Below are 21,718 nucleotides of genomic sequence, written 5' to 3'. Positions count from 1 at the left end.
CGCCTTGAATTCATTACCGCTGGTGCTGGCCTCCACATCACCATATCGACGTGAGTTGTTGTCGCGTCTGCAAATACCGTTTGCAGTGATTGCACCCGAGGTGGATGAAACGCCACTGCTTCATGAGACGCCCGAGGCGACTGCATTGCGCCTATCACAACTCAAAGCCAAGGCCGTGCAGACGGCCTATCCACGTGCGCTCATTATTGGCTCGGATCAGGTTGCTACGGTGGATGGCCAGCAGATCGGCAAACCCGGCACTCACGAAAAAGCAGTCGCGCAATTACGCCTGATGTGCGGCAAAAGCGTCGTGTTTCATTCCGCGCTCTCCCTCTATAACAGCGCCAGCGGCAACTTGCACACAACGTCCGTGCCGACCACGGTCCATTTTCGTGAACTTAGCGATGCGCAAATTGAAGCCTATCTGCGCAAGGATCAGCCCTACAACTGTGCTGGCAGCGCACGCATCGAAAGCCTGGGCATTGCGGTGATTGAAAAACTTGAAGGCGAAGACCCGAATGCGCTGATCGGTTTACCGATGATTGCGCTGATACGCATGCTGGCGCAGGAGGGTCTGGATGTGCTCACCTGGCAGGCGCCCATCTAACCTGGCGCGAGACAATCAAGAAGGCTGAATGGGCGATGCCAGAGCCGGCATCACATCAGGCTTTGCAGGTGTTGTCGGCTCTGTCGGCAGATGGGTCTGCTGTTTTGCTTCCCAACGCTGTTTAATGGCTTCGCGTTGCTTTTTCGGCAAACGCTTTAGCCTGCGATAGTTTTCGCGCGCTTCTTCGCGCTGTTCACGAGTAAGCAAAGCCCAGGCTTTGATACGCTTTTGAAATCGCAAGCGCGCCTCGGGTGTCATTTTGGGATATTGTTTAGCGACCGCAATCAACCGGGAGCGTTGCAACACAGTCATACCATCCCATTGAGATACCAAAGGCGCAAGAATCTGCTGCTGTGTGGGAGTGAGTTCGCGCCATTCTGTCGCATTGTTCTTGCCTCCCGCAAAACAGACGGACGACAGTGCCAATAGCAAGCAAAAAACTACTGCTCGGAAGGGTTTTTGATCCATTGTACGAAGCTATTATCAAGATACGCATGCACAGGTAGATCGTCAGTCAGCAACGCTGCATCAATCTGGGAAACATCATCTTCCTGCTGTCTGGGAACTATCTGCCATATTCCGGTAACCGCCGCCAACACTATCACCAGTAACACGCCGACAACGGCTGTCCTGTGGTTAGAAAACCATGATGCGCGATGCAGGGCGTTACCGGAGAGGCCAAAGCTGGTAGCGTGACGCTGCTGCGCACGAGCGACAGCAAGCTCGCGTGCATGAAGCAGGCGTTGAGTCACCTCAGGGCGAATATTGTCGATATCCGCATCCACCCAGTGGATCACTTTTTTTGAGAAATTTTCTTCATTCATAGCGTTATTTCCTTGCTTTCCAGGTATTTGGAAAGCGCATGGACGGCCCGTGAACAGTGCGTTTTCACGCTACCTTCGGAACAACCCATGATCGTCGCAGTTTCTGCGGTATCCATCTCTTCCCAGTAACGCAGCAGGAAGGCTTCACGTTGACGTGCCGGCAATTTTTCCAGCGCTTCCTGGATAATCGCCAGTCTCTGGGTTGTATCGGCCTGGTTGGCTGGATCATCCGACTCGGAAGTCAGCTGCAGGTGTTCAATTGCATCTCCATCGTCAGCATGATCGTCTTGGCCAGGCATCACAAAAGACATCGCCGTGGTCCAGAAGTTGCGCACTTTCTGGCGACGGAAATAATCCCGTATGGTGTTTTGCAAAATACGCTGAAAAAGCATCGGATACTCTTCGGCAGGCCGGTCAAGGTACTTTTCCGCCAGTTTGAGCATGGCATCCTGCACGATGTCCAGCGCCGCCTGATCATCGCGAACGGTATAGGCCGCATGTCGATAGGCGCGGCGTTCAACTTCAGCGAGGAAATGGGAAAGTTGTTCGGGAGTGGACACGGAAAGGGTATGCTGCCTTACGATTTCAGTCAGATTATTGAATCAGATGTTATCCGGAACCCCCGCAGGCGGGCGCTCCTCAAAATGCTGGAGCTGGTCAAGTCGCAATTCACCGCTACTGCCGTCAGCGTAACGCAACATTAACCATTCACCTGATTGCCGGGTTTGCACGTCGGCATGACCAATGCTTCGTGCTCCCGGCCATCCTCCACCAGGTAGCGGAGCCATAAAGGAATCCGTCGCAGTACAGCAAATTCCAGCCGCTCGTGCTGGACACATGCAATTGGCTGATAGACATCGCGGGGTATCAACGCAATACACTACCCGACCATGCCAGGGGATTCATGCTCTTGCCCATGGCCACGCCAAAGCGCTTGGCGAAACGATTGGCAAAGCCTTCCTGCGGTGTAAAATCGACGATATCCTTGGCCTTAATTACGTTGCGCGCAACATAGTCAGTACTGCCCAGCGCATCGGTCAAGCCCAACTCGATACTTTTCTGGCCACTCCACACCAGGCCACTGAACATATCTGGCGTTTCTTTCAGGCGGCTGCCCCGCCCATCACGCACAGCCTTGATAAATTGCTGGTGAATTTCCTCCAGCATGGTCTGTGCATAAGCTACTTGTTGTGGGTTTTCAGGGGAAAACGGATCAAGAAAGCCTTTGTTTACACCCGCAGTCAGCAAGCGGCGTTCCACCCCCAGCTTCTGCATCGTGCCGGTAAAGCCGAAACCATCCATCAGCACACCGATCGACCCGACAATACTGGCCTTGTCCACATAGATTTTGTCTGCAGCGGCTGCAACATAATAGGCGCCGGAAGCGCAGATGTCGTCGACCACAGCGTACAGCGGAATATTGGGATATTTTGCGCGCAGTCGTTTGATATCGTCATAAATCTGCCCCGCCTGTACAGGACTCCCTCCCGGACTGTTAATGCGCAGAATGACGCCCTTTGTGTTGACGTCCTCAAAGGCTGCTTCCAGTCCCTTGGTGATCTGGTCGGCGCTGGTCTGGTCTGCAGCGATGGTGCCCGTCAGTTCTACCACCGCAGTATGCTTGCCGGGGATGGGGATACCGCGATCACCTATCCAGCCCAATCCCAGAAACAGCAGGATGAATAAAAAGGAAAACCCCAACAGCTTGAAAAATATGCTCCAGTGGCGAGCTGTACGCTGTTCCTTGACTGCAGCGAGTGCCAATTTTTCCAGCACTTCACGCTCCCAGTTCCCGGTCTTTTCCGGTTCAGACATGATTTGTTTCCTCAATTAAATAGACATGACCGTCATATTCCTGCACAGCAAGCGCAACCAGCCCTTTGCCGGCGCAACGTCCACCCATGCATTGCCCAGTTTCCGGCGAATACATTGCACCGTGTGTAGAACATAGCAAGTATAACCCGGAGAGATCAAAAAACGCCCCCTCCTGCCAGTCCAACTCGACAGGAATATGGGCACAGCGATTGAGATATGCATACACCCCGCCTCGATAGCGGATCGCAAAAGCAGGGGTTGTCTGACCCAGATATTGCAGCTCAAACCGGATACCTTGTCCGGCATCGGTCAATGCTGAACTGGCGCAAATCAGGCGTTGTTGTCCAGCCATGCCACCAAACCTTTGAAATCTTCGGCAATATATAGCGGCTGACACGCTTGCAGGGATGCTACCGAATGCGCACCATATGCTACCCCTACGCTCGCCACCCCGGCGTTGATCGCCATTTGCAAATCATGGCTGGTATCCCCAATCATCAACGTCCGCTCTGCGTCGACGCCGCAACAATCCATCAACTCCAGCACCATGCCGGGGTGCGGTTTGGAATAGCCTTCATCCGCACAGCGCGAAGCATGAAAAAACTTGCGCAAACCGCTTTGATCAAAAGCGCGCTCCAGCCCCTTACGGCTTTTTCCGGTCGCTACCGCCAGCCAATAGTCTGCCGCATGCAACGAAGCAATGGTTTCCGCCACGCCTGCAAATAGCGGCAAGGTGTGATCCTGCCCGAGAAAATGGTGCCGATAACGCTCCACCAGACGCGGATAGTCAGAAGGTGTCAGATCCGGCAGCAGGGTTTGGAGCGCCTCAGCCAACCCCAGGCCGATAATTTGCCGGGCCTCGTCTGTCTGCGGTACACGCAATCCCAAGTCGGCACAGGCTAGCTGGATCGACTCGGCAATGGCTCCGGTTGAATCCATCAGCGTGCCATCCCAGTCGAATATCAGCAAATCAAAACGTCTTGTATTCATGCTTCACGGTCTAGTTGTGCCAGAAAATTGCTCAGTTCAGCGGGTAGTGGCGCTTCCAGGACCAACATCTCGCCGCTGAGGGGATGTTTGATACTGACCCGGTGCGCATGCAAAAACATGCGCTTGAGCCCGGTCTTGGCGAGCACCTTGTTGCGCGGGAAATCCCCGTATTTATCATCTCCGGCAATCGGAAAGCCGGCGTGGGCCAGATGCACCCGGATCTGATGCGTGCGCCCGGTTTTCAGTTCGGCTTCCAGCAGACTGAAGTCCGCCCAGTTACGCTGCAGACGAAACACGGTATGCGCAGACTGCCCATCCGCGCTTGCCAGTACGCGCCGCTCGCCCTCGGCATTGAGATATTTGTGTAACGGCTGTTTGATATGGCGCAGCGCATCGCTCCAGCGTCCGAGAACCAGGGCAAAATAACGTTTGTCCATCTGATTGGCGCGCATCATGTCGTGCAGAGCCACCAATGCACTGCGTTTGGTCGCCAGCATCAGCACACCCGAGGTTTCCCGGTCCAAGCGATGGGCAAGTTCGAGAAAGCGCTGCTCCGGCATTTCCAGCCGTAATTGCTCGATCACCCCCAGACTGACGCCGCTGCCGCCATGTACTGCCATGCCCGCAGGCTTGTCGAGTACCAGCAGGCCCTCGTGATGGTAAAGAATACGTTCGACCAGACGAATACCGCCTTTAGGCAAAACTGTCGGCCGAACAATTTGCGGCGCTGCTACGCGGATGGGCGGAATACGAATCTCATCCCCCAGTTCCAGTTTGCGCGCGGCATCCACCCTCCCCTTGTTTACCCGTACCTCACCGCTCCGCAAAATACGGTACAGGTGACTTTTGGGAACCCCCTTCAGGTGGCGCGCCAGAAAGTTGTCGACACGCTGCCCGGCTCCGGATTCGTCAACTTTGAGGTATGTGACAGATTCTTTGCGTAAATCATTCATTTTGCATATACTACTGTCGCAATCTGTGACGTTTTCCAGGCTGGATTTATCTGGCAAATGACGGAATACTCTGCGTCCAGAAGCAAAATTAGCCGGTTAATTTCGCTCACCGGATGCATGTCCCGATACATCGCGCCTGCTTTAGTTTGCACCGCCATGTTTAGAGACCCGAAGCCGTTCAGAGACGCCAAGAGGCGCATGGACGCCGCATTAAAAAGTAGCGATGGTAAAGCATAAGCGCGCGAAACGCACCCTTGATTTCCAGCAGATGAGCGATTCATCTGCCTAACGATAAACCGCCACGCCCGACTAACCTGGTTGTCCAAATGACTGAAATTCCAGACTAAATCACCCGTGCCGCACACCGCGCAGACCGCGCGGCGGTTTGTCGTCCCGTGTCTATCGCGCGCGGGAGAACAAACATCATGAAACGCATGTTATTTAATGCGACACAGGCCGAGGAACTCCGTGTCGCCATTGTCGATGGTCAAAAACTCGTAGACCTCGATATTGAATCAGCCAGCAAGGAACAACGCAAAAGCAACATCTACAAGGGTATCGTCACCCGCGTCGAGCCCAGCCTCGAGGCTGCCTTTATCGATTATGGCGCTGATCGTCACGGTTTTTTGCCATTCAAGGAAGTTTCTCGCGCCTGCTTCGTGAACAACGTCGCCGATGTGGCACGTGCACGCATCCAGGATGTGCTGCGCGAAGGCCAGGAAATCATCGTCCAGGTAGAAAAGGACGAACGCGGCAATAAAGGCGCTGCGCTGACGACCTACATCAGCCTGGCTGGACGCTATCTGGTACTGATGCCCAATAATCCCCGTGGCGGTGGCGTATCGCGCCGCATTGAGGGTGAAGAGCGCAACGAACTGCGCGATGTGATGGCGCAACTGGAAATCCCATCCGGCATGAGCATCATTGCCCGCACTGCCGGTATCGGGCGCGGCGTGGAAGAACTGCAGTGGGACTTGAACTATCTGCTGCAGCTCTGGAACGCCATCGATTCCGCTGCCAACAGCCAGAAAGGCGCTTTCCTGATTTACCAGGAAAGCAGTCTGGTAATTCGCGCCATCCGCGACTATTTCCAGCCTGACATTGGCGAAATCCTGATCGATACTGAAGAAGTATTCGAGCAGGCACAGCAGTTCATGAGCCACGTCATGCCAGGCAACGTGCACAAGGTCAAGCTATACAAGGATGACGTGCCGCTGTTCTCGCGCTTTCAGATCGAGCACCAGATCGAGTCCGCTTACTCGCGCGAAGTGACCCTGCCTTCCGGCGGCGCCATCGTGATCGACCATACCGAAGCGCTGGTGTCGGTGGACGTCAACTCGGCGCGCTCCACACGCGGCGCGGATATCGAACAGACCGCCTACAACACCAACCTGGAAGCCGCTGAAGAAGTTGCCCGTCAATTGCGCTTGCGCGATCTGGGCGGTCTGATCGTGATCGATTTCATCGACATGGAAAGCCAGCGCAACCAGCGCGAGGTGGAAAACCGTCTGCGCGACTCGCTGCACTACGATCGTGCGCGCGTGCAATTCGGCAAGATTTCCAAATTCGGCCTGATGGAACTGTCGCGCCAGCGTCTGCAGCCGTCGCTGGGCGAATCCAGCCACCAGCCCTGCCCGCGTTGCAGCGGCACCGGCTTCATCCGCGGCATTGAATCCACCGCCCTGCATATCCTGCGCATCATCCAGGAAGATGCAATGAAGGAAAACACCGGCGCAATTCATGCACAGATTCCGGTAGATGTGGCAACTTTCCTGCTCAACGAGAAGCGCTCCGACATCTTCGCCATTGAATCCCGGCTCAAGGTCAATGTGCTGTTGATCCCCAATATTCATCTGGTGACGCCGCATTACAAGATCACGCGTCTGCGTCATGACGAACTCAACCAGCACGACATCACCATCCCCAGCTATAAACTGGCGGATGCCATTGAAGACGCTTCGCCCGCCGAAACGCGCAAGGAAAACAAGCCTGCGCCACAAGTGCCCGCCGTGCGCGGTATCACCCCGGCACAGCCTGCCCCCATCGTTGAAGAAAAACTGCCAGCACCGGTTCCTGCTCAGGCCGAATCCAAATCTGGCCTGATTGGGCGCATCTTCGGCTGGTTGCAAAGAATCGGTGAAGAAAAGCCGGCTCAGCCCGTCGTAGCCCAACAACCTGCCGAACCCGTACGCGAGCCACGCGAAACGCGTGGACGTGGACGTCAGCGCAGTGAACGCGCCGAGCGCCCGCAACGCCCCGCAGTCGAAGGACAGGAACGCGCTCCCCGTGCCGAACGTACTGAACGCACACCACGTCCCGAGCGCACACCGCGCCCGGAACGTCAGGCAGCCGAACGGCCTGCCACACCGGCAGACGGCGCTCAAAAGCCCGAGCAAACCCGCAAACCTCGCCAGCAACAGCCGCGTACGCCGAAACCTGCCGGTGAGGAAGCGGTTGCAAATGTCGTTGCCGAAGCCGCTACCCCGCCTCAAGGGACTGCAATACCTGAAACCGGAAATGGTGAAACCCGCAGCCGTCGCGGTCGCCGTGGCGGACGACGCGAGCGTCGCCCGGAACAGGATCAAGCTGCTCCAGCGGCCGGCACGGTTAGCACCCAAACCGATAGCGCAGAAGCACCAACAAGTGCTGAAGCGATGATGGCGCAGCCGGCCGTGACGCCTCGCAGCGAGCCGGTTCCTGCCACCATAACACCGCCTCAGACCACGAACAACACTGCGCCTGCCGAGCCTTCCAGCCCGGCACTGATGGAAACCGGCACCGTTGCCGTGGCTCCCGCAACTATTCCTGCAGTACCCAAAGCAGAGATAGTAAAAGCCACCATGCCGGTGGAAAAGCTGCTCAGTGAAATGCTCGCTCCTTCGCCTGCTGCAGCCCAACTGCAACAGGTTGAAACGCAATCCAAACCAGCGGAAGCAAGCGTAGCCGAAGCGCCGCAACAAGCGCCGCGCAGACGTCGTGAGCCGCTGGCAATGGTTGCTGACATACCGGTGGAACTGATGCAGGTGGAAACAAAGAATTCCGTCACGGCTCCTGCGGAAAGCGCCAATGAATCGGGCAATCCGGCTCCCAAGATGCGCCCGGCAAGACGCGCCTCAATGCAACAACAGCCTGCTCAGGAAGCGCCTCTGCAACAGATAGAAACACGGCAATAAAATAAATAAGCGGTAAGGTAGTCAATACTAAAACAGGAGATGGCCGATTTGGTCATCTCCTGTTTTTTTTGGCCCTTCCTCTCCGCTTTCACGTCACGCAGAAAGCGCTGAGAGTCGGCAGTTACCCTGAGACTACATATCCACTCGAAAGCAACTCCGGCAAGAGTCTGTCAGTTCCTGCCAAAGTTCAGGCCTAATCCACGTCAGGCTGACTGGGCACCCTGTTTCTCCATGATTGCTTTGAGCAAACCTTGGGCGGCATCTTCGACCATATCCAGCGTCTGATCAAACCCCTGTTGGCTACCATAGTAGGGATCGGGCACATCCAGATTGGGGAATCGCCGGCTGAAACTCAATAGCAACCGAATTTTGTGGTGGTGCCGGGCATTGGCACGCCGCGTGAGGTTGTTCAGATTCTGTTTATCCATAGCCAGGATATAGTCGAAACGCTCGAAATCGCTATCCTGCACCTGCCTGCCACGCAACCCACTGATATCATAGCCGTGGCTTAGCGCAGTGCGCTGGGCACGAAGATCCGGCGCATCACCCACGTGATAATCGTGGGTACCCGCTGAATCAATCAAAATTTGCGTCCCCAGTCCAGCGTTTTGTACCGTTTTAGCGAAAGCGCCTTCCGCCATGGGTGAACGACAGATATTGCCCATACAGACAAAAAGTACCGATGTTGGATTACTCGCATTCATATATTTTCGGGTTCTTGTTACGTAGTTTGATTGTTGCATTGTACTGCGCCTCTCAATAAAAATTCAGTCCGCTCATTTCAGCAATCCATATACGGAATCATCAAGGCCGCTCTTGTATAATGCCGGGTTAGCCGGCATCTCCTTTGTTACCGAAAATGACCATCTTTGACTCCGAAATCCAGCGTCGACGCACCTTTGCCATTATTTCCCACCCGGACGCAGGTAAAACCACGCTGACCGAAAAACTGCTGTGGTTCGGCGGCGCGATCCAGGTCGCGGGCGAAGTGCGCGCGCGCAAGGCCAGCCGCCACGCCACTTCGGACTGGATGGAACTGGAAAAACAGCGCGGCATTTCAGTCACCTCCTCGGTCATGCAGTTTCCCTACCGGGAACACATCATCAATCTGCTGGACACGCCCGGCCACGAGGATTTTTCCGAAGATACCTACCGCACGCTCACCGCCGTGGACTCGGCGGTGATGGTGATCGACTCGGTCAACGGTGTCGAAGCGCAGACCATCAAGTTGCTCAACGTGTGCCGTATGCGCGACACGCCCATCATCACCTTCATCAACAAGCTCGACCGCGAGGGCCGCCCACCCATCGAGCTGCTCGACGAAATCGAATCGGTACTGGGCATGCAATGCGCTCCGATGACCTGGCCAATCAGCATGGGCAAACGTTTCCGCGGCGTCTATCACCTCTACGACGACACGGTACTGGTATTCGATCCGCATGCCGACAAGGGCACCAGCGAGATCATCAAAGGTCTGGACAACCCGCGCCTGGATGAGTTCATCGGTCGCGACCAGTCCGAAGAGCTGCGCATGGAAGTGGAACTGGTACGCGGTGCATCGCACACCTTCGACTCAACCGCCTATCACGCCGGCAAACAGACCCCGGTGCTGTTCGGTTCTGCAGTCAACAATTTCGGCGTGCAGATGATGCTGGACGCGATCGTAGACTTGTCGCCGCCGCCTCAACCGCGCGCCACTGAAACCCGCCTGGTACAACCCAGCGAACCCAAGTTTTCCGGCTTCGTGTTCAAGATCCAGGCCAATATGGACCCCAAGCACCGCGACCGCATCGCCTTTCTGCGCGTGTGTTCCGGACGCTTCGACCGCGGCATGAAAATCAAGCAGGTCTCCAGCGGCAAGTTCATGGCGGTGAACAATGCCATCACCTTCATGGCGCAAGATCGCAATACTGCAGATGAGGCGTATGCCGGCGACATCATCGGTATTCCCAACCACGGCACCATCCGCCTGGGTGATACTTTCAGCGAAACCGAAAACCTCAAGTTCACCGGGATACCCTCGTTCGCGCCGGAGTTTTTCCGCAAGGCACGCATCAAAAATCCGCTGAAAATGAAGCAGCTGCAGAAAGGCTTGCAGCAGCTGGCTGAAGAAGGCGCCACGCAATTGTTTCGGCCGATTTCCTCCAATGACCTGATTCTGGGTGCGGTCGGCACCCTGCAATTCGACGTGGTAGCGCATCGGCTGGAATTCGAATACGGCGTGGACGTGCTGTTCGAAGGATGCGAATACGCCACCGCCCGCTGGCTGCGCGGCTCCGAAGCCGACCTCAAGCAACTGGTGGATAAATACGGTTTCAACGTCGCCCTGGACGGCGCAAATCAGTACGTTTACCTGGCGCCCAACCGGGTCAACCTGACCATGACGCAGGAACGCTTCCCGGACGTCAGATTCCTGGAAACACGGGAAATTTATTGAACTTCAACATCCAGCCACGGAGGACACAGCGGGCACAGAGAGCGTGTGTCCGGTTTTCCTGTGTGAACTCGATGTTCTCCGTGGCAAAAGATTTTCCCTGATGAATCCCACGGATTATGACGTCATCGTCATCGGCGCCGGCGCGGCGGGCATGATGTGCGCCGCCCAAGCCGGGCAGCGCGGCCGGCGCGTGCTGCTGATCGATCATGCCGCCAAAATCGGCGAGCGCATCCGCATTTCCGGCGGCGGGCGCTGCAATTTCACCAATCGCAACATCAGCGCAGAAAACTTCCTGTCGCAGAATCCGCATTTTGCGCGCTCTGCCCTCGCCCGCTATTCGCAGTTCGACTTCATCAAGCTGGTGCAACGCTACCGCATCGCCTATCACGAGAAAACGTCGGGGCAACTGTTTTGCGATGATTCCGCGCGCCAGATTATCGATATGCTGCGCGCCGAATGCGACGCCGGTGGTGTGCAATGGGCGCAGCCGTGCAGCGTGCACAGCATCGAACAGATTGACGACAACGGCCTGCGTTTTGAACTCATGACAGATCACGGCACGTTGCGCTGCCAGTCGCTGGTGATCGCCAGCGGCGGACTGGCGATACCAAAACTGGGCGCCACGCCGTTCGGCTACAAGGTAGCAGAGCAATTCAAGCTGCCAGTCATCGCACCCAAACCTGCACTGGTGCCACTGGCATTGGCAACGGAAACGCTTGCGCCATTGGAGGCATTGGCCGGCGCATCGCTGGATGTTGCCACTCATTGTGAAGATCAACCGCGCGAATTCCGTGAAGGAATGCTGATTACCCATCGCGGTCTGTCAGGACCGGCGATCCTGCAAATTTCCAGCTACTGGCAGATGCAGGAATACGGCGGCGGAAAAAAACGGCCCATCGTCATCGACCTTCTACCCGGCGTAAATGCCGCCGACTGGATCGCACCACACCGCCACAGCAAGATCACGCTCGCCAGCCTGCTTGCCGAACATTTACCCAAACGCTTTGCCCAGGAATGGTGTGCGCTGCACAACTGGACCAAACCGTTGGCAGAGCATTCCAGGCGCGATCTTGATAGCATGATTTCAACACTGAAAAGCTGGACACTCATGCCTGCCGGTACACTCGGTTACGCCAAAGCCGAAGTCACGCTGGGTGGTGTGGATACCAATGCCCTGTCATCCAAAACCATGGAAACCAAAACCATATCGGGGCTCTATTTCATCGGCGAGGTGGTCGATGTAACGGGTTGGCTGGGCGGCTATAATTTCCAGTGGGCATGGTCGTCTGGCTGGGTGGCGGGGCAATATGCATAACCGGACGCTTGGCTATCGCTTTCCTTGCTATGGAACCATGACGGCGAAAAAGGCTCTGAACCAGTTCGGCCGGTCAACTCTCGACAATAATTTGAATGCGCTCCAAAGCGCTCACGCGTGCATGCATCGCAACGACAATACATCCAGGCTACTTTACCGGCAGTTCTTACTCCGCAGTGCAATGGGTGGCAGGAATTGAGCCGTAAACGGGTGAGTGCAAACCCCCAGAAAACCTCGCCTTCAGATCAGGCTGGAGAGCTGGTATTCGCATGGGAAATTCCACCTCCCAAAGCGCGATATTGGGAAATCCACATCAGCCGCAACACGCTCATTGCTGTCATTGCATCCCTGCTCTTGCACGCGATACTGCTGTTTACATTAAAGCAGGTGCCTGTGCGGATCGAGTCGCCTTCCGATAAAAACATGCAAGGGCCGCTGGTAGTGCAGTTATCGCCCCGGGAGAGCACCAAAGTCGTTCCGAAACATTCAAATCCTGAGCCTGTGCCCCCGACTAAAAAGCCCATTGTGCGGCCCAAGCCCCAGCCCCGGCAGCACATCAGCCAACCCAAACCGCGCACCCGTGTCAGCCCTCGCCATGAGACCGTGCCTACACCTGTCATGACAGCACCAAAATCAGCGCTGGACACCCATGCCGTGCCCCCCGTGCCGGACACCACAGCGCCATCTACTGCGCCGCCTACCGATATGGCAAGTTATATCAATGCTGTCCGGGCGCGCCGTCAAGCCGCCGAGCAGGCCAATGCGGAATCCGGCACCAGCCCCACTCCCACTCCGGACGAAATCAGGTCGGCCAATATCGAGCGCAATCTGCGACCGTCAGGTGGTGCCAACGGCGTATTCCAGATCCTCAGCATGGGCGTGCGCACTGCCCAGTTTTCTTTCCGCGGCTGGACCACCGACTCAAGCAATTTTCAAAAGCAGGTCATTAATGTCGACGCCGGGCTCAACGGTGATATAGAACGCGCCATCGTCCGCAGGATGATCGAACTGATACGCCAGTATTACCAAGGCGATTTCAATTGGGAATCGCAGCGTCTCAACCGTGTGGTCGTGCTGTCGGCACGCAAGAAAGACACGGCGGGGCTGGAAGATTTCTTAATGAAAGAGTTTTTTAAAGCCGATGGTGAGCAACGTTAGTAATCATGGCAGGTCAGTAGTACGCTAGATCCAGCTAACCGATCGCCAAATTTCGCACACTGAGAATCACCATGCATAAAGGCATCATCCAGGCATTGGCCGCCGCCATTTTATTCGGCATCAGCACGCCCATGGCCAAAGCTCTGACAGGCGCCACTTCTCCGCTGATTCTGGCCGGCCTGCTCTATCTGGGTAGCGGACTGGGTCTGGCGGCGTGGCGCGGGTTGCGCCGATTGTCAGGCAAACCGGCCGACGCCACTCCCCTGCTTCGGCAAGACTTCCCCTGGCTGGCTGGCGCAGTACTGGCAGGTGGCATCCTCGCGCCGGCCTTGTTGATGTGGGGATTGCAATTCACCCAGGGCTCGACCGCTTCTTTGCTGTTGAATCTGGAAGGCGTGCTCACAGCGTTGCTGGCCTGGTTTGTATTCCACGAGAACTTCGACCGGCGCATTGCTCTCGGCATGCTGCTGATCGTGACGGCTGGCGCACTCCTGTCATGGCAGCAGGTGCCCATATTCGGCGTGGCGTGGGGGGTACTGGCGATCATCGGTGCTTGCCTGTTCTGGGCAATCGACAACAATCTTACGCGCAAGATTTCGGCCAGCGATGCCTCCCAGATCGCCATGATCAAAGGACTGGTCGCCGGCATCACCAATCTGTCTCTGGGCATTGCTATCGGGGGTCAATTACCGACAGCTGGCGTCATCGCCGCCGCGGGTGTACTGGGTTTATTTGGCTACGGCATCAGCCTGGTGTTGTTCGTATTGGCTTTGCGCAATCTGGGCAGCGCGCGCACCGCGGCTTATTTTTCGATCGCACCGTTTGCCGGAGCAGCTTTGGCGCTGCCTTTGCTGGGCGAAACGCCGGGCGTGCTGTTCTGGCCTGCCACAGTGTTGATGGGTATCGGTGTGTGGCTACATTTTAGCGAGCGCCACGAACATAGCCATACTCATGAACCGATGAAGCATGCGCATCGCCACATCCACGACGAACACCATCAGCATTCCCACGATTTCCCCTGGGACGGCCACGAAGCACATACCCACGAACATGTGCATGCACCCATTACGCATAGCCATCATCATTTTCCGGATATGCATCACCGTCACCGCCATTAAGCACATGACCAAACAGGGACCGCAAACGGCAATGAACGAAAACAGCGTGAATGACAATCCGGTGGTGAACTGGACAGAAGCAGACGTGCAGCAATCCGCCCGCTGGCGTTCGGAGAGCGGTACAGCGCCACCCAAGCGCGTGATTGTCGCCGATGACCAGATGTCCGCTGATGTCGCCTACCGCCTGGCCAGCGAGGGCACCGCGCTGCTGTGGCGCGGAGATTTCCAGAATGCGCGCCAGCTGCAGCAGGCCATGGCGCGCCGCATCGACCGTAAACCGCGCAAGCCCGCTACGTCGCCAACCGAGGCATTCAATTTCCATCGCCAGTTCCAGTCCCATCGTGCCCGCACACTGGGTATGCTGTTGCTGCCGTTGGATGCTGATTACGGCATTCACTTGCGGCGCGCACCCGATGTGCGGCAAGCCTGCACCGAAGCATATGGTGCGGGCGAGGTGCCCTCGGTGGTGTCGCTGCGCGAGTTGCTCGGCATGATCGGCGCCCACGAGTGGCGCAAAAAAGGTGTTGAAATCCCCGCGCTCGGCGCTCGCATTCACCCCCACTACGCTGTGTTTTCCCCGGTGCGGGGCGAATACATCGAGCTGGTAGCCAAGGCAGCCTTGCCGTCACTGGAACTGGCTTTCGACATTGGTACGGGAACGGGTGTGCTGGCTGCGCTGCTGGCACGCAGAGGCGTCAAGCACGTCGTCGCCACGGATCAGGATCCGCGCGCGTTGGCCTGCGCGCGCGAGAATATCGACCGGCTCGGACTGAAGGGACAGGTGGACATTGTTCAGGCAAATCTTTTTCCGGAAGGACGCGCACCGCTCATCCTCTGCAACCCGCCATGGCTGCCCGCACGCGCAAACTCGCCGATCGAACATGCGATTTACGACCCGGACAGCCGCATGCTGCGGGGCTTTCTGGATGGCCTGGCCGCGCATCTGGAGCCTGAAGGCGAAGGCTGGCTGATCCTGTCGGACCTGGCCGAACATCTGGGATTGCGTTCGCGGGAAGCCTTGCTGGCAATGATCGATACAGCCGGCTTGAAGGTCTTGGGACGCACGGATGTGAAACCGACCCATCCCCGCAGCACCGACGAAACCGACCCGCTGCATGCGGCGCGCGCAGCTGAGCTGACATCGCTCTGGCGCCTCGCAGTTCGTTGAACGCCGGGATTCACAAAACCGAAGGCTCGCCACAGGACACAGAGAAGCACAGAGATGAAACGAGTTTCAGCTAATTTTTGAATGTTAAACAACGAAGAGTTGCCCATCCCTGCGACCTTCATTACCTCTGTGTTCTCTGTGTCCTGTGGCTAAAGATTTTTTCACGATTAATACGCAACCAAAGGAAATCAACCATGAATAACCGGCGCCATCTGTTTACCTCCGAATCCGTTGCTGAAGGCCATCCGGACAAGATCGCCGATCAGATTTCCGACGCCATACTGGATGCCTTCCTGGCCGAAGAACCCGAGGCCAAAGTGGCCTGTGAAACCTTCGTGGCCGATAACCTGGTGGTGATTGCAGGCGAATTCAAAACCGTCCGCAAGGAACTGTTCAGCGAGATTCAAAATCGCGCCGAAGAAATCGCCCGCCAAGTGCTGCGCGACATCGGCTATCGCGATGCCGAAACCGGCATCGACCCCAACACCTGCGAAGTGCAGGTGCGCTTCAATCACCAGTCGATCCAGATTCATAAAGGCATCACGCTGGCGGGTGGCGACATCGGCGCGGGCGACCAGGGGCTGATGTTCGGTTATGCCTGCGACGAAACCCCCGACCTGATGCCCTACCCGATCTGGCTCGCCCATCGTCTGGTGAAGCAGCAAGCCGAACTGCGCAAATCCGGAGCCCTGCCCTGGTTGCGTCCTGATGCAAAAAGCCAGGTGACCGTCGCCTATGAAGGCCAGCGCGTGGCGGGTATCGAGAACGTCGTCATCTCCACCCAGATCGAGCGCGATCTCGACCCTGCCTGGGTCACGCAGGAAATTACGCGCGAAATCATCGACCCGCTGGTGCCGATGGAACTGCGCTCACCAAGTTTCAAACTATGGGTCAATCCCGCTGGCCCGTTCGAGATTGGCGGCCCGAATGGCGACACCGGCCTCACCGGCCGCAAGATCATCGTCGATACCTATGGCGGCTCCTGCCCTCACGGCGGCGGCGCATTTTCAGGCAAAGACCCCACCAAGGTCGATCGCTCGGCGGCATACATGGCCCGCTACATCGCCAAAAACCTCGTCGCGGCGGGCTATGCCAGGCGTTGTCTGGTGCAGTTGGCGTATGCCATCGGCGTGGCCGAACCGGTCTCCCTGCTGATTGAAACCTATGGCACCGGCGCCGTGCCCGATGAAAAGCTGGAAAGCATGGTGCGCAATAGCTTTGAGCTCACCCCGCGTGGCATCATCGACAGCCTAGATTTACGCCGACCCATCTACCGGCAGACTGCGGCCTATGGGCATTTCGGAAGATCCGAACCGGAGTTCACCTGGGAACGCACTGATCAGGCTGAGAAATTGGCTTTGTTTGATGCATAAATGGTCAGCAATCACGACCTGATGTAGAAAAACAATTCTAGCCACAGAGAACACAGAGGGCACAGAGAAAACCCGTATCAGGGCTTCTATTTCTCGACACAGACAACACTCGCGACGCACTTTCCCCTTCTGCACCGCCTCGATTTGCCGCTAAAGCCGGGGGTAGCCGGCGAGGACTGTCTGAGCGCGCAGCGCGAGTTCCGCAGCCGCCCGGCTTTAGCGGCAAATCGAGGGCAGTCCGAAGGACCGGTGCAGTGGGGTGCCCTTCTCTTTGGTTACGTTCTCTTGGGCAAGCAAGAGAAAGTAACTTGCCGCCGGGCAACCCCCGGCCGGCCATGCTGGCAAAATGCTGCATAGCCAAACTCGACCCCGAATTTTTGCTAGCTACGAAAACCAGCGCAAAAACGCCGCCGCTGTCAGGGCGATGACGCCCAGCCCGGTTAGCACCTGCCATATCCGCCGGCAGGTTGCGTCAGGCCAGCGGACCGCGCGCGACAAGTAAAGCGCGGCCAGAATGAAACCGATGACGGCGCTGGTAATTTTGATCGCCAGTGCGGCGGTGGCAATTCCGCTGATATCTGGGAAGCGCCCGTAATAGTAATAGCTGATGGCGCCCAAGCTCACGCCGCTGATGATCTGGGCTGCCCACGCCAGCGCCACCAGCCATGCCAGAGAGCGTTCCAGCACGGGTTGCCGTGGCGTCAGCCAAAGAGCCGTAGCCGCGCCACCCACCACTGCAACCGCGCCAAAATTGTGGATGACCTGGGTCAGGGCATAGGCGAGGTTCTGGAGATCCACATCCTACTCCACGGTAACCTTGACGCATTGCTCCACCCCGATGGGCACGTGGGCCTTGTTCACCACCTTGACGCAGATGTTGCGGGTTCCGGGTGAGAGCGTTTCAAGTGTGTAGCTACCCTTAAGCTGGCGCAGTATCCCGACTTCCTTGTTATCCACATAGACATGGACATGGTCGCCGCGCGGTCCGGGAACGGCCTCGTAAACCAGCTTGGTCTGGGCCATGGCATCCAGCTTGGCGCCAGGACGCGGGGAGGTGATCTTGACATACGCTTTGTCCGAGGCTGCCGGTGCGGCAAGCGGAACGAACAACAGGGCAGCGAAGATGCCAGGCAATACCGATGAAATACGCATGATCCAGACTCCTTATATAAACTCGACAACCAGCTTGGTTTTCTTTATACACCGTGGCTGCCAAGAAACCAATTCGCGGCCTACCAAAGACAAAAAGTAGCCTAGGGCAAACGGCATGATTGATAGGCGAGTTTAAGCAAATCTGCCTCAGACTGACTTCAATATGGCATTCATCACGCAAGCCCCATTCACTTTTGCAGCAGCTCTTGGTGTCAGGCTAAAAACGGATCAGGCGAGTTTCCGTTCTAGACGACCCCAACACTTTGCAGAGAAAACTCGTATCGGCGCTTCGGTTTCTCGACACAGACGATACTCGTGACGCGCTTTCCCCTTCTGCACCGCCTCGATTTGTCGCTAAAGCCGGGAGTAGTCGGCGAGGACTGTCTGAGCGCGCAGCGCGAGTTCCGCAGCCGCCCGGCTTTAGCGGCAAATCGAGGGCAGTCCGAAGGACCGGTGCAGTGGGGTGCCCTTCTCTTTGGTTACGTTCTCTTGGGCAAACAAGAGAAAGTGACTTGCCGCCGGGCAATACCCGGCCTGTCCATGCTAGCGAAATGCTACATAGCTAGACCCGATCAGAATTTGTGCTCATCTTTTGCTTGACCCCATCTTTTGGAAGAAGCCGCACCCCCCATAAAAAAGAAGGGCGCGGCTAAGGCCAATTAGCTAAACAAGCTTAACTGGCCCGGATGAGAGCGCCAATGCTGGCATACGTTTTCCTCTTTCCCAAAGCGGAAACGAGTGTATTGCCGTACAAAGACGCTCTTGAGGCGAGTGTAGTACATACGTCCTCCAAAAGGCTTGGGAGGGGCGTTTTGTATTGCCTACAGCCACGCCATAGCGTAAACTACGACTAGTCTAGTCAAGACTGGCTGTAGGTGGCAGGGTAACCCCTCACCACCTTTGCCAAGTTTAAAAGCTATACGAATATTATGGTCATATGGGTTTTAGCCATATACGAGCCCTCCTTAGTAGCACCATCGCTACTTCTGTTCCGCACTCCAAGCGGGTGGGTTAGTAAATTGAAAGCCCTGCTATTTCCCGTAGCGGGGCTTTCACCTTTAAAACGTCTTTTTCGCAATTTCAATAAATTCAACATCTTCCCCATCTTTGGTCGTATAGATCAATCCAAAGATATTTGAAGCCGCTTGTAGCCATTTAACCCTACCAGCGATAGACCATTCAGTTTCTGGCTGCGGCAAAGTCTTCAGAAGCCCTTGAATAAATGGATGGTAGTTGCCGCCGTCATCACCCACCGGTTTTACCTTTCCAGGTGGATTTGTCTGAGGCATTTCTCCGGCAGGAGCGGGAGGCGGCGTTTGCGCGTGAGATCCACCGTTTGACATAGGCGGCGATACCATCTTAGAACGATTCCCCGGCACTTTGAAATAGCCAGCAGTTTCTGCGGAGTCAAACATAATCTTTATTGTTGGAGCAATACGATCATGTACGACTTTGTACTGTGTTAGAAAGAGATTTTTGATTCCAGTTTCTGCAGGTAGCGTATTGCCTTTAAATTGTTCATAGAATTTATTAAAGAGTTCTACGCTCATAAACGAATCAATAAGAGCCTGTTCGCGCTCGCTCTCAATTACTGGCGACAAAATTTTCTGACCCCGCTCTGTTACGCGGATAGTGTCTCCCTCTTGCTCAATTAAACCGAACATTCTGGCAGCAGATACACGGGAAAGAAATCCACCATTTTTTACGGCGGAGTATCCCAGATAGCTGGCTAATTGCTCACGCGTACACGCGCCACCACCTTTTTCATGAACAATTTTTGCTGCATCAATAGAAAGTTGGAGGTTGTAATATGGGAAGGACACCCCTGATCTTGGTTTTGGCTTACCAATCTTTGGGTCAGGCGATTGCTCCGCTACTGTCTTAATTTCCACCACGATACTTACCTCACGCAACATTGATTACTGGCAATAGTAACGAATAACAGTTTACGTGTCAACTTAGAAGTAACGAATTAACGTAACGGATTCGAGTAACGCAAGTTACGAAAACTTAATGAGCAATTGCTACAGTTAATAACTGTCCAGCCAAGTATATAATTGCCAATTCATTTTATCTTTTGACTACATTCAGCCACAAAAAAAGGCAGCCCAAGCTGCCTTTTTATCAACCAAATTTACAAACTCAAGCAGCAATACGTCGCTTGAATTCTCCAGTCCGCGTATCAATCTCTATCTTGTCGCCGATCTCAACAAACGCCGCCACCGGTAATTCAAACCCGGTGGTGATCTTGGCAGGCTTCAACACCTTGCCCGAGGTATCGCCACGCACGGCAGGCTCAGTGTAGGTCACTTCGCGCACCACCGTGGTGGGCATGTCGACAGAAATGGCTTTGCCGTTGTAGAAAATCACTTCCAGGTTCATGCCGTCTTCGAGGTAGTTGAGCGCGTCGCCCATGTTTTCGACTTCGACTTCATACTGGTTGAACTCGGTGTCCATGAACACGTAAAGCGGATCGGCGAAGTAGGAATAGGTGCACTCCTTGCGGTCGAGCACGACCTGTTCGAATTTTTCGTCGGCTTTATACACGGTCTCGGAGGCCGAACCGGTAAGCAGATTCTTCATCTTCATTTTGACGACGGACGAGTTGCGGCCGGATTTGCTGAACTCGGCCTTGAGCACGACCATGGGGTCGGTACCGACCATAATCACGTTGCCTGCGCGGACTTCCTGTGCTGTTTTCATGCTGTATCCTGCTGAATAAATTGGGGGTGAGCGCTAATCTAGCCGATCATTTTAACTTACTTTGACAAAGCTGCACCAGATGTGCGGCCAAATCCCCGTTTTTCAACAGACCATCAACCCAGTTGCGCGCGTGGGTATCGAACTCGGCCTGATGTCGCCGGTAATCCACCCAGGCCTGCCCCGCTCCCTTGCCTGCATTCCAGGCATGCCAAAAATCCTGCAAGGCCGTGGCGGCCTGGGGAGACAAGCCTGCGCCATAGCGTGCCAGAAAGGCATCCAGTTTTGTCCGGTGCGCATCGTCCTGTTGCGGATAGATGTGCCAGACCAATGGCCGTGCCGCCCATAGTGCGCGCACCAGCGAATCTTCGCCGCGCACGAAATTGAGATCGCACGCCCACAGCAATTCGTCGTAGCGTGCTTGCGGCAAAAATGGCAGCGCGTGCAGGATCAGCTTGCCGCGTTGGCGCTGATCGCCGGGAATCAACCCGGTTGCGCCGAAGAATGCGGCAACCTGCGGCAGCAGCTTGCTTTCAGGCAGCAGGCACAGCACCGGCTGCTCGCCTTCTGCCCAGGCCTCGAGCAATTCCGCCACGGCCGGATTTTCATAGCCGAACAGCGACACCCGTAGCGCATCAGGCGCGGGTTTAACGCCCAGCGACGCCCACAAATCGGCCTGCGCCGCCGGGTTGCGCTGAAAGCTCGTGCGCCGCTCGGTGAGCCCGGCTTCGTGTAACAGACCACCGGTATGGGCAGTAAACCCCGGGAAATAGAAATGTTGGGTGAGCGGCAATCTGGGATGCGGCGAAGGCAGCCCATGACAGCCCTCAACCCAATCTTCGGCGCTGAGATATTCCAGGTTGACCCAGACCGGTTTGGGCTGCATCGCGGCCATTGCCGTCAGGTAGTTTTGCGGCAGTTCGCAACCGAAGGCT

Annotated in this window: 22 protein-coding genes; 8 read left to right on the top strand and 14 right to left on the bottom strand. The window is 56.0% G+C overall.

Going from position 1 to position 21,718, the window contains the following annotated elements:
- Positions 1-4 precede the first annotated feature (4 nt).
- The gene (locus EI185_RS14425; protein ID WP_124705852.1) at positions 5-607 is read left to right on the top strand and encodes a Maf family nucleotide pyrophosphatase; all 603 of its coding nucleotides are present in this window, start codon (positions 5-7) and stop codon (positions 605-607) included.
- A 15-nt stretch (positions 608-622) separates the two neighbouring features.
- Here EI185_RS14425 and EI185_RS14420 read toward each other — a convergent pair whose 3' ends face one another.
- The 8 genes from EI185_RS14420 to EI185_RS14385 all read right to left on the bottom strand — a co-directional run bounded on the left by EI185_RS14420 (position 623) and on the right by EI185_RS14385 (position 5,189).
- Positions 623-1,075: a DUF3106 domain-containing protein gene (locus EI185_RS14420; RefSeq protein ID WP_124705851.1), complete on the bottom strand. Its 453-nt coding sequence runs from the start codon at positions 1,073-1,075 to the stop codon at positions 623-625.
- Complete coding sequence (locus EI185_RS14415) at positions 1,048-1,431, bottom strand: DUF3619 family protein (RefSeq protein WP_124705850.1); 384 nt, start codon at positions 1,429-1,431, stop codon at positions 1,048-1,050. The genes EI185_RS14420 and EI185_RS14415 overlap by 28 nt, the downstream gene beginning before the upstream one ends.
- On the bottom strand, positions 1,428-1,991 hold the full coding sequence (locus EI185_RS14410; RefSeq protein ID WP_124705849.1) for an RNA polymerase sigma factor: 564 nt from the start codon (positions 1,989-1,991) through the stop codon (positions 1,428-1,430). Before EI185_RS14410 ends, EI185_RS14415 begins: the two co-directional genes overlap by 4 nt.
- Before the next feature lie 42 nt (positions 1,992-2,033).
- Positions 2,034-2,219 carry a hypothetical protein gene (locus EI185_RS14405; protein WP_124705848.1) on the bottom strand — a complete coding sequence of 62 codons (186 nt, stop codon included), beginning with the start codon at positions 2,217-2,219 and terminating at the stop codon, positions 2,034-2,036.
- A 79-nt stretch (positions 2,220-2,298) separates the two neighbouring features.
- Positions 2,299-3,246 (bottom strand): S49 family peptidase, encoded by a 948-nt coding sequence (locus EI185_RS14400; protein WP_124705847.1) that lies wholly within the window; start codon positions 3,244-3,246, stop codon positions 2,299-2,301.
- Positions 3,239-3,598, bottom strand: coding sequence for a Rieske (2Fe-2S) protein (locus EI185_RS14395; protein WP_124705846.1), 360 nt, complete (start codon positions 3,596-3,598; stop codon positions 3,239-3,241). The genes EI185_RS14400 and EI185_RS14395 overlap by 8 nt, the downstream gene beginning before the upstream one ends.
- Positions 3,577-4,236, bottom strand: a complete 660-nt coding sequence (locus tag EI185_RS14390) for an HAD-IA family hydrolase (protein ID WP_124705845.1) — start codon at positions 4,234-4,236, stop codon at positions 3,577-3,579. The genes EI185_RS14395 and EI185_RS14390 overlap by 22 nt, the downstream gene beginning before the upstream one ends.
- Positions 4,233-5,189, bottom strand: coding sequence for an RluA family pseudouridine synthase (locus EI185_RS14385; protein ID WP_124705844.1), 957 nt, complete (start codon positions 5,187-5,189; stop codon positions 4,233-4,235). Before EI185_RS14385 ends, EI185_RS14390 begins: the two co-directional genes overlap by 4 nt.
- A gap of 425 nt (positions 5,190-5,614) precedes the next feature.
- Between EI185_RS14385 and EI185_RS14380 the strand changes: the two genes are divergently transcribed.
- The gene (locus EI185_RS14380) at positions 5,615-8,362 is read left to right on the top strand and encodes an Rne/Rng family ribonuclease (protein ID WP_124705843.1); all 2,748 of its coding nucleotides are present in this window, start codon (positions 5,615-5,617) and stop codon (positions 8,360-8,362) included.
- A 203-nt stretch (positions 8,363-8,565) separates the two neighbouring features.
- On the opposite strand, the gene EI185_RS14375 is transcribed toward EI185_RS14380, so the two are convergent.
- Positions 8,566-9,066, bottom strand: coding sequence for a low molecular weight protein-tyrosine-phosphatase (locus EI185_RS14375; protein ID WP_124705842.1), 501 nt, complete (start codon positions 9,064-9,066; stop codon positions 8,566-8,568).
- A gap of 155 nt (positions 9,067-9,221) precedes the next feature.
- Between EI185_RS14375 and EI185_RS14370 the strand changes: the two genes are divergently transcribed.
- The 6 genes from EI185_RS14370 (at position 9,222) to metK (ending at position 16,931) form a co-directional block, all read left to right on the top strand.
- Positions 9,222-10,799, top strand: coding sequence for a peptide chain release factor 3 (locus tag EI185_RS14370; protein WP_124705841.1), 1,578 nt, complete (start codon positions 9,222-9,224; stop codon positions 10,797-10,799).
- A gap of 100 nt (positions 10,800-10,899) precedes the next feature.
- Positions 10,900-12,114 (top strand): BaiN/RdsA family NAD(P)/FAD-dependent oxidoreductase, encoded by a 1,215-nt coding sequence (locus tag EI185_RS14365; RefSeq protein ID WP_124705840.1) that lies wholly within the window; start codon positions 10,900-10,902, stop codon positions 12,112-12,114.
- Positions 12,115-12,732: 618 nt separating this feature from the next.
- The gene (locus tag EI185_RS14360) at positions 12,733-13,272 is read left to right on the top strand and encodes a hypothetical protein (RefSeq protein ID WP_124705839.1); all 540 of its coding nucleotides are present in this window, start codon (positions 12,733-12,735) and stop codon (positions 13,270-13,272) included.
- 71 nt (positions 13,273-13,343) lie between these two features.
- On the top strand, positions 13,344-14,390 hold the full coding sequence (locus EI185_RS14355) for a DMT family transporter (protein WP_124705838.1): 1,047 nt from the start codon (positions 13,344-13,346) through the stop codon (positions 14,388-14,390).
- A 31-nt stretch (positions 14,391-14,421) separates the two neighbouring features.
- Positions 14,422-15,558 (top strand): methyltransferase, encoded by a 1,137-nt coding sequence (locus EI185_RS14350; protein ID WP_223247866.1) that lies wholly within the window; start codon positions 14,422-14,424, stop codon positions 15,556-15,558.
- 194 nt (positions 15,559-15,752) lie between these two features.
- Positions 15,753-16,931: a methionine adenosyltransferase gene (gene metK / locus EI185_RS14345; RefSeq protein WP_124705837.1), complete on the top strand. Its 1,179-nt coding sequence runs from the start codon at positions 15,753-15,755 to the stop codon at positions 16,929-16,931.
- A gap of 384 nt (positions 16,932-17,315) precedes the next feature.
- Here metK and EI185_RS14340 read toward each other — a convergent pair whose 3' ends face one another.
- The 5 genes from EI185_RS14340 to earP all read right to left on the bottom strand — a co-directional run.
- Positions 17,316-17,729: a hypothetical protein gene (locus EI185_RS14340; protein WP_124705836.1), complete on the bottom strand. Its 414-nt coding sequence runs from the start codon at positions 17,727-17,729 to the stop codon at positions 17,316-17,318.
- A gap of 3 nt (positions 17,730-17,732) precedes the next feature.
- Positions 17,733-18,083, bottom strand: a complete 351-nt coding sequence (locus EI185_RS14335; RefSeq protein ID WP_124705835.1) for a hypothetical protein — start codon at positions 18,081-18,083, stop codon at positions 17,733-17,735.
- Between the two features lie 1,058 nt (positions 18,084-19,141).
- On the bottom strand, positions 19,142-19,978 hold the full coding sequence (locus tag EI185_RS14330; protein ID WP_124705834.1) for a winged helix-turn-helix domain-containing protein: 837 nt from the start codon (positions 19,976-19,978) through the stop codon (positions 19,142-19,144).
- Between the two features lie 247 nt (positions 19,979-20,225).
- Entirely contained in the window at positions 20,226-20,786 is a 561-nt protein-coding gene (gene efp / locus EI185_RS14325; RefSeq protein WP_124705833.1) for an elongation factor P, read from the bottom strand.
- A gap of 46 nt (positions 20,787-20,832) precedes the next feature.
- Positions 20,833-21,718 (bottom strand): elongation factor P maturation arginine rhamnosyltransferase EarP (earP, locus tag EI185_RS14320; protein ID WP_223247860.1); only part of this gene is annotated, 886 nt, incomplete at its 5' end.

Source organism: Sulfuriferula multivorans, from assembly GCF_003851125.1.
GTDB classification, from domain to species: domain Bacteria; phylum Pseudomonadota; class Gammaproteobacteria; order Burkholderiales; family Sulfuriferulaceae; genus Sulfuriferula; species Sulfuriferula multivorans.
Note: the sequence above shows the minus strand (reverse complement) of the source record. Positions and strands in the feature narration are given on the sequence as shown.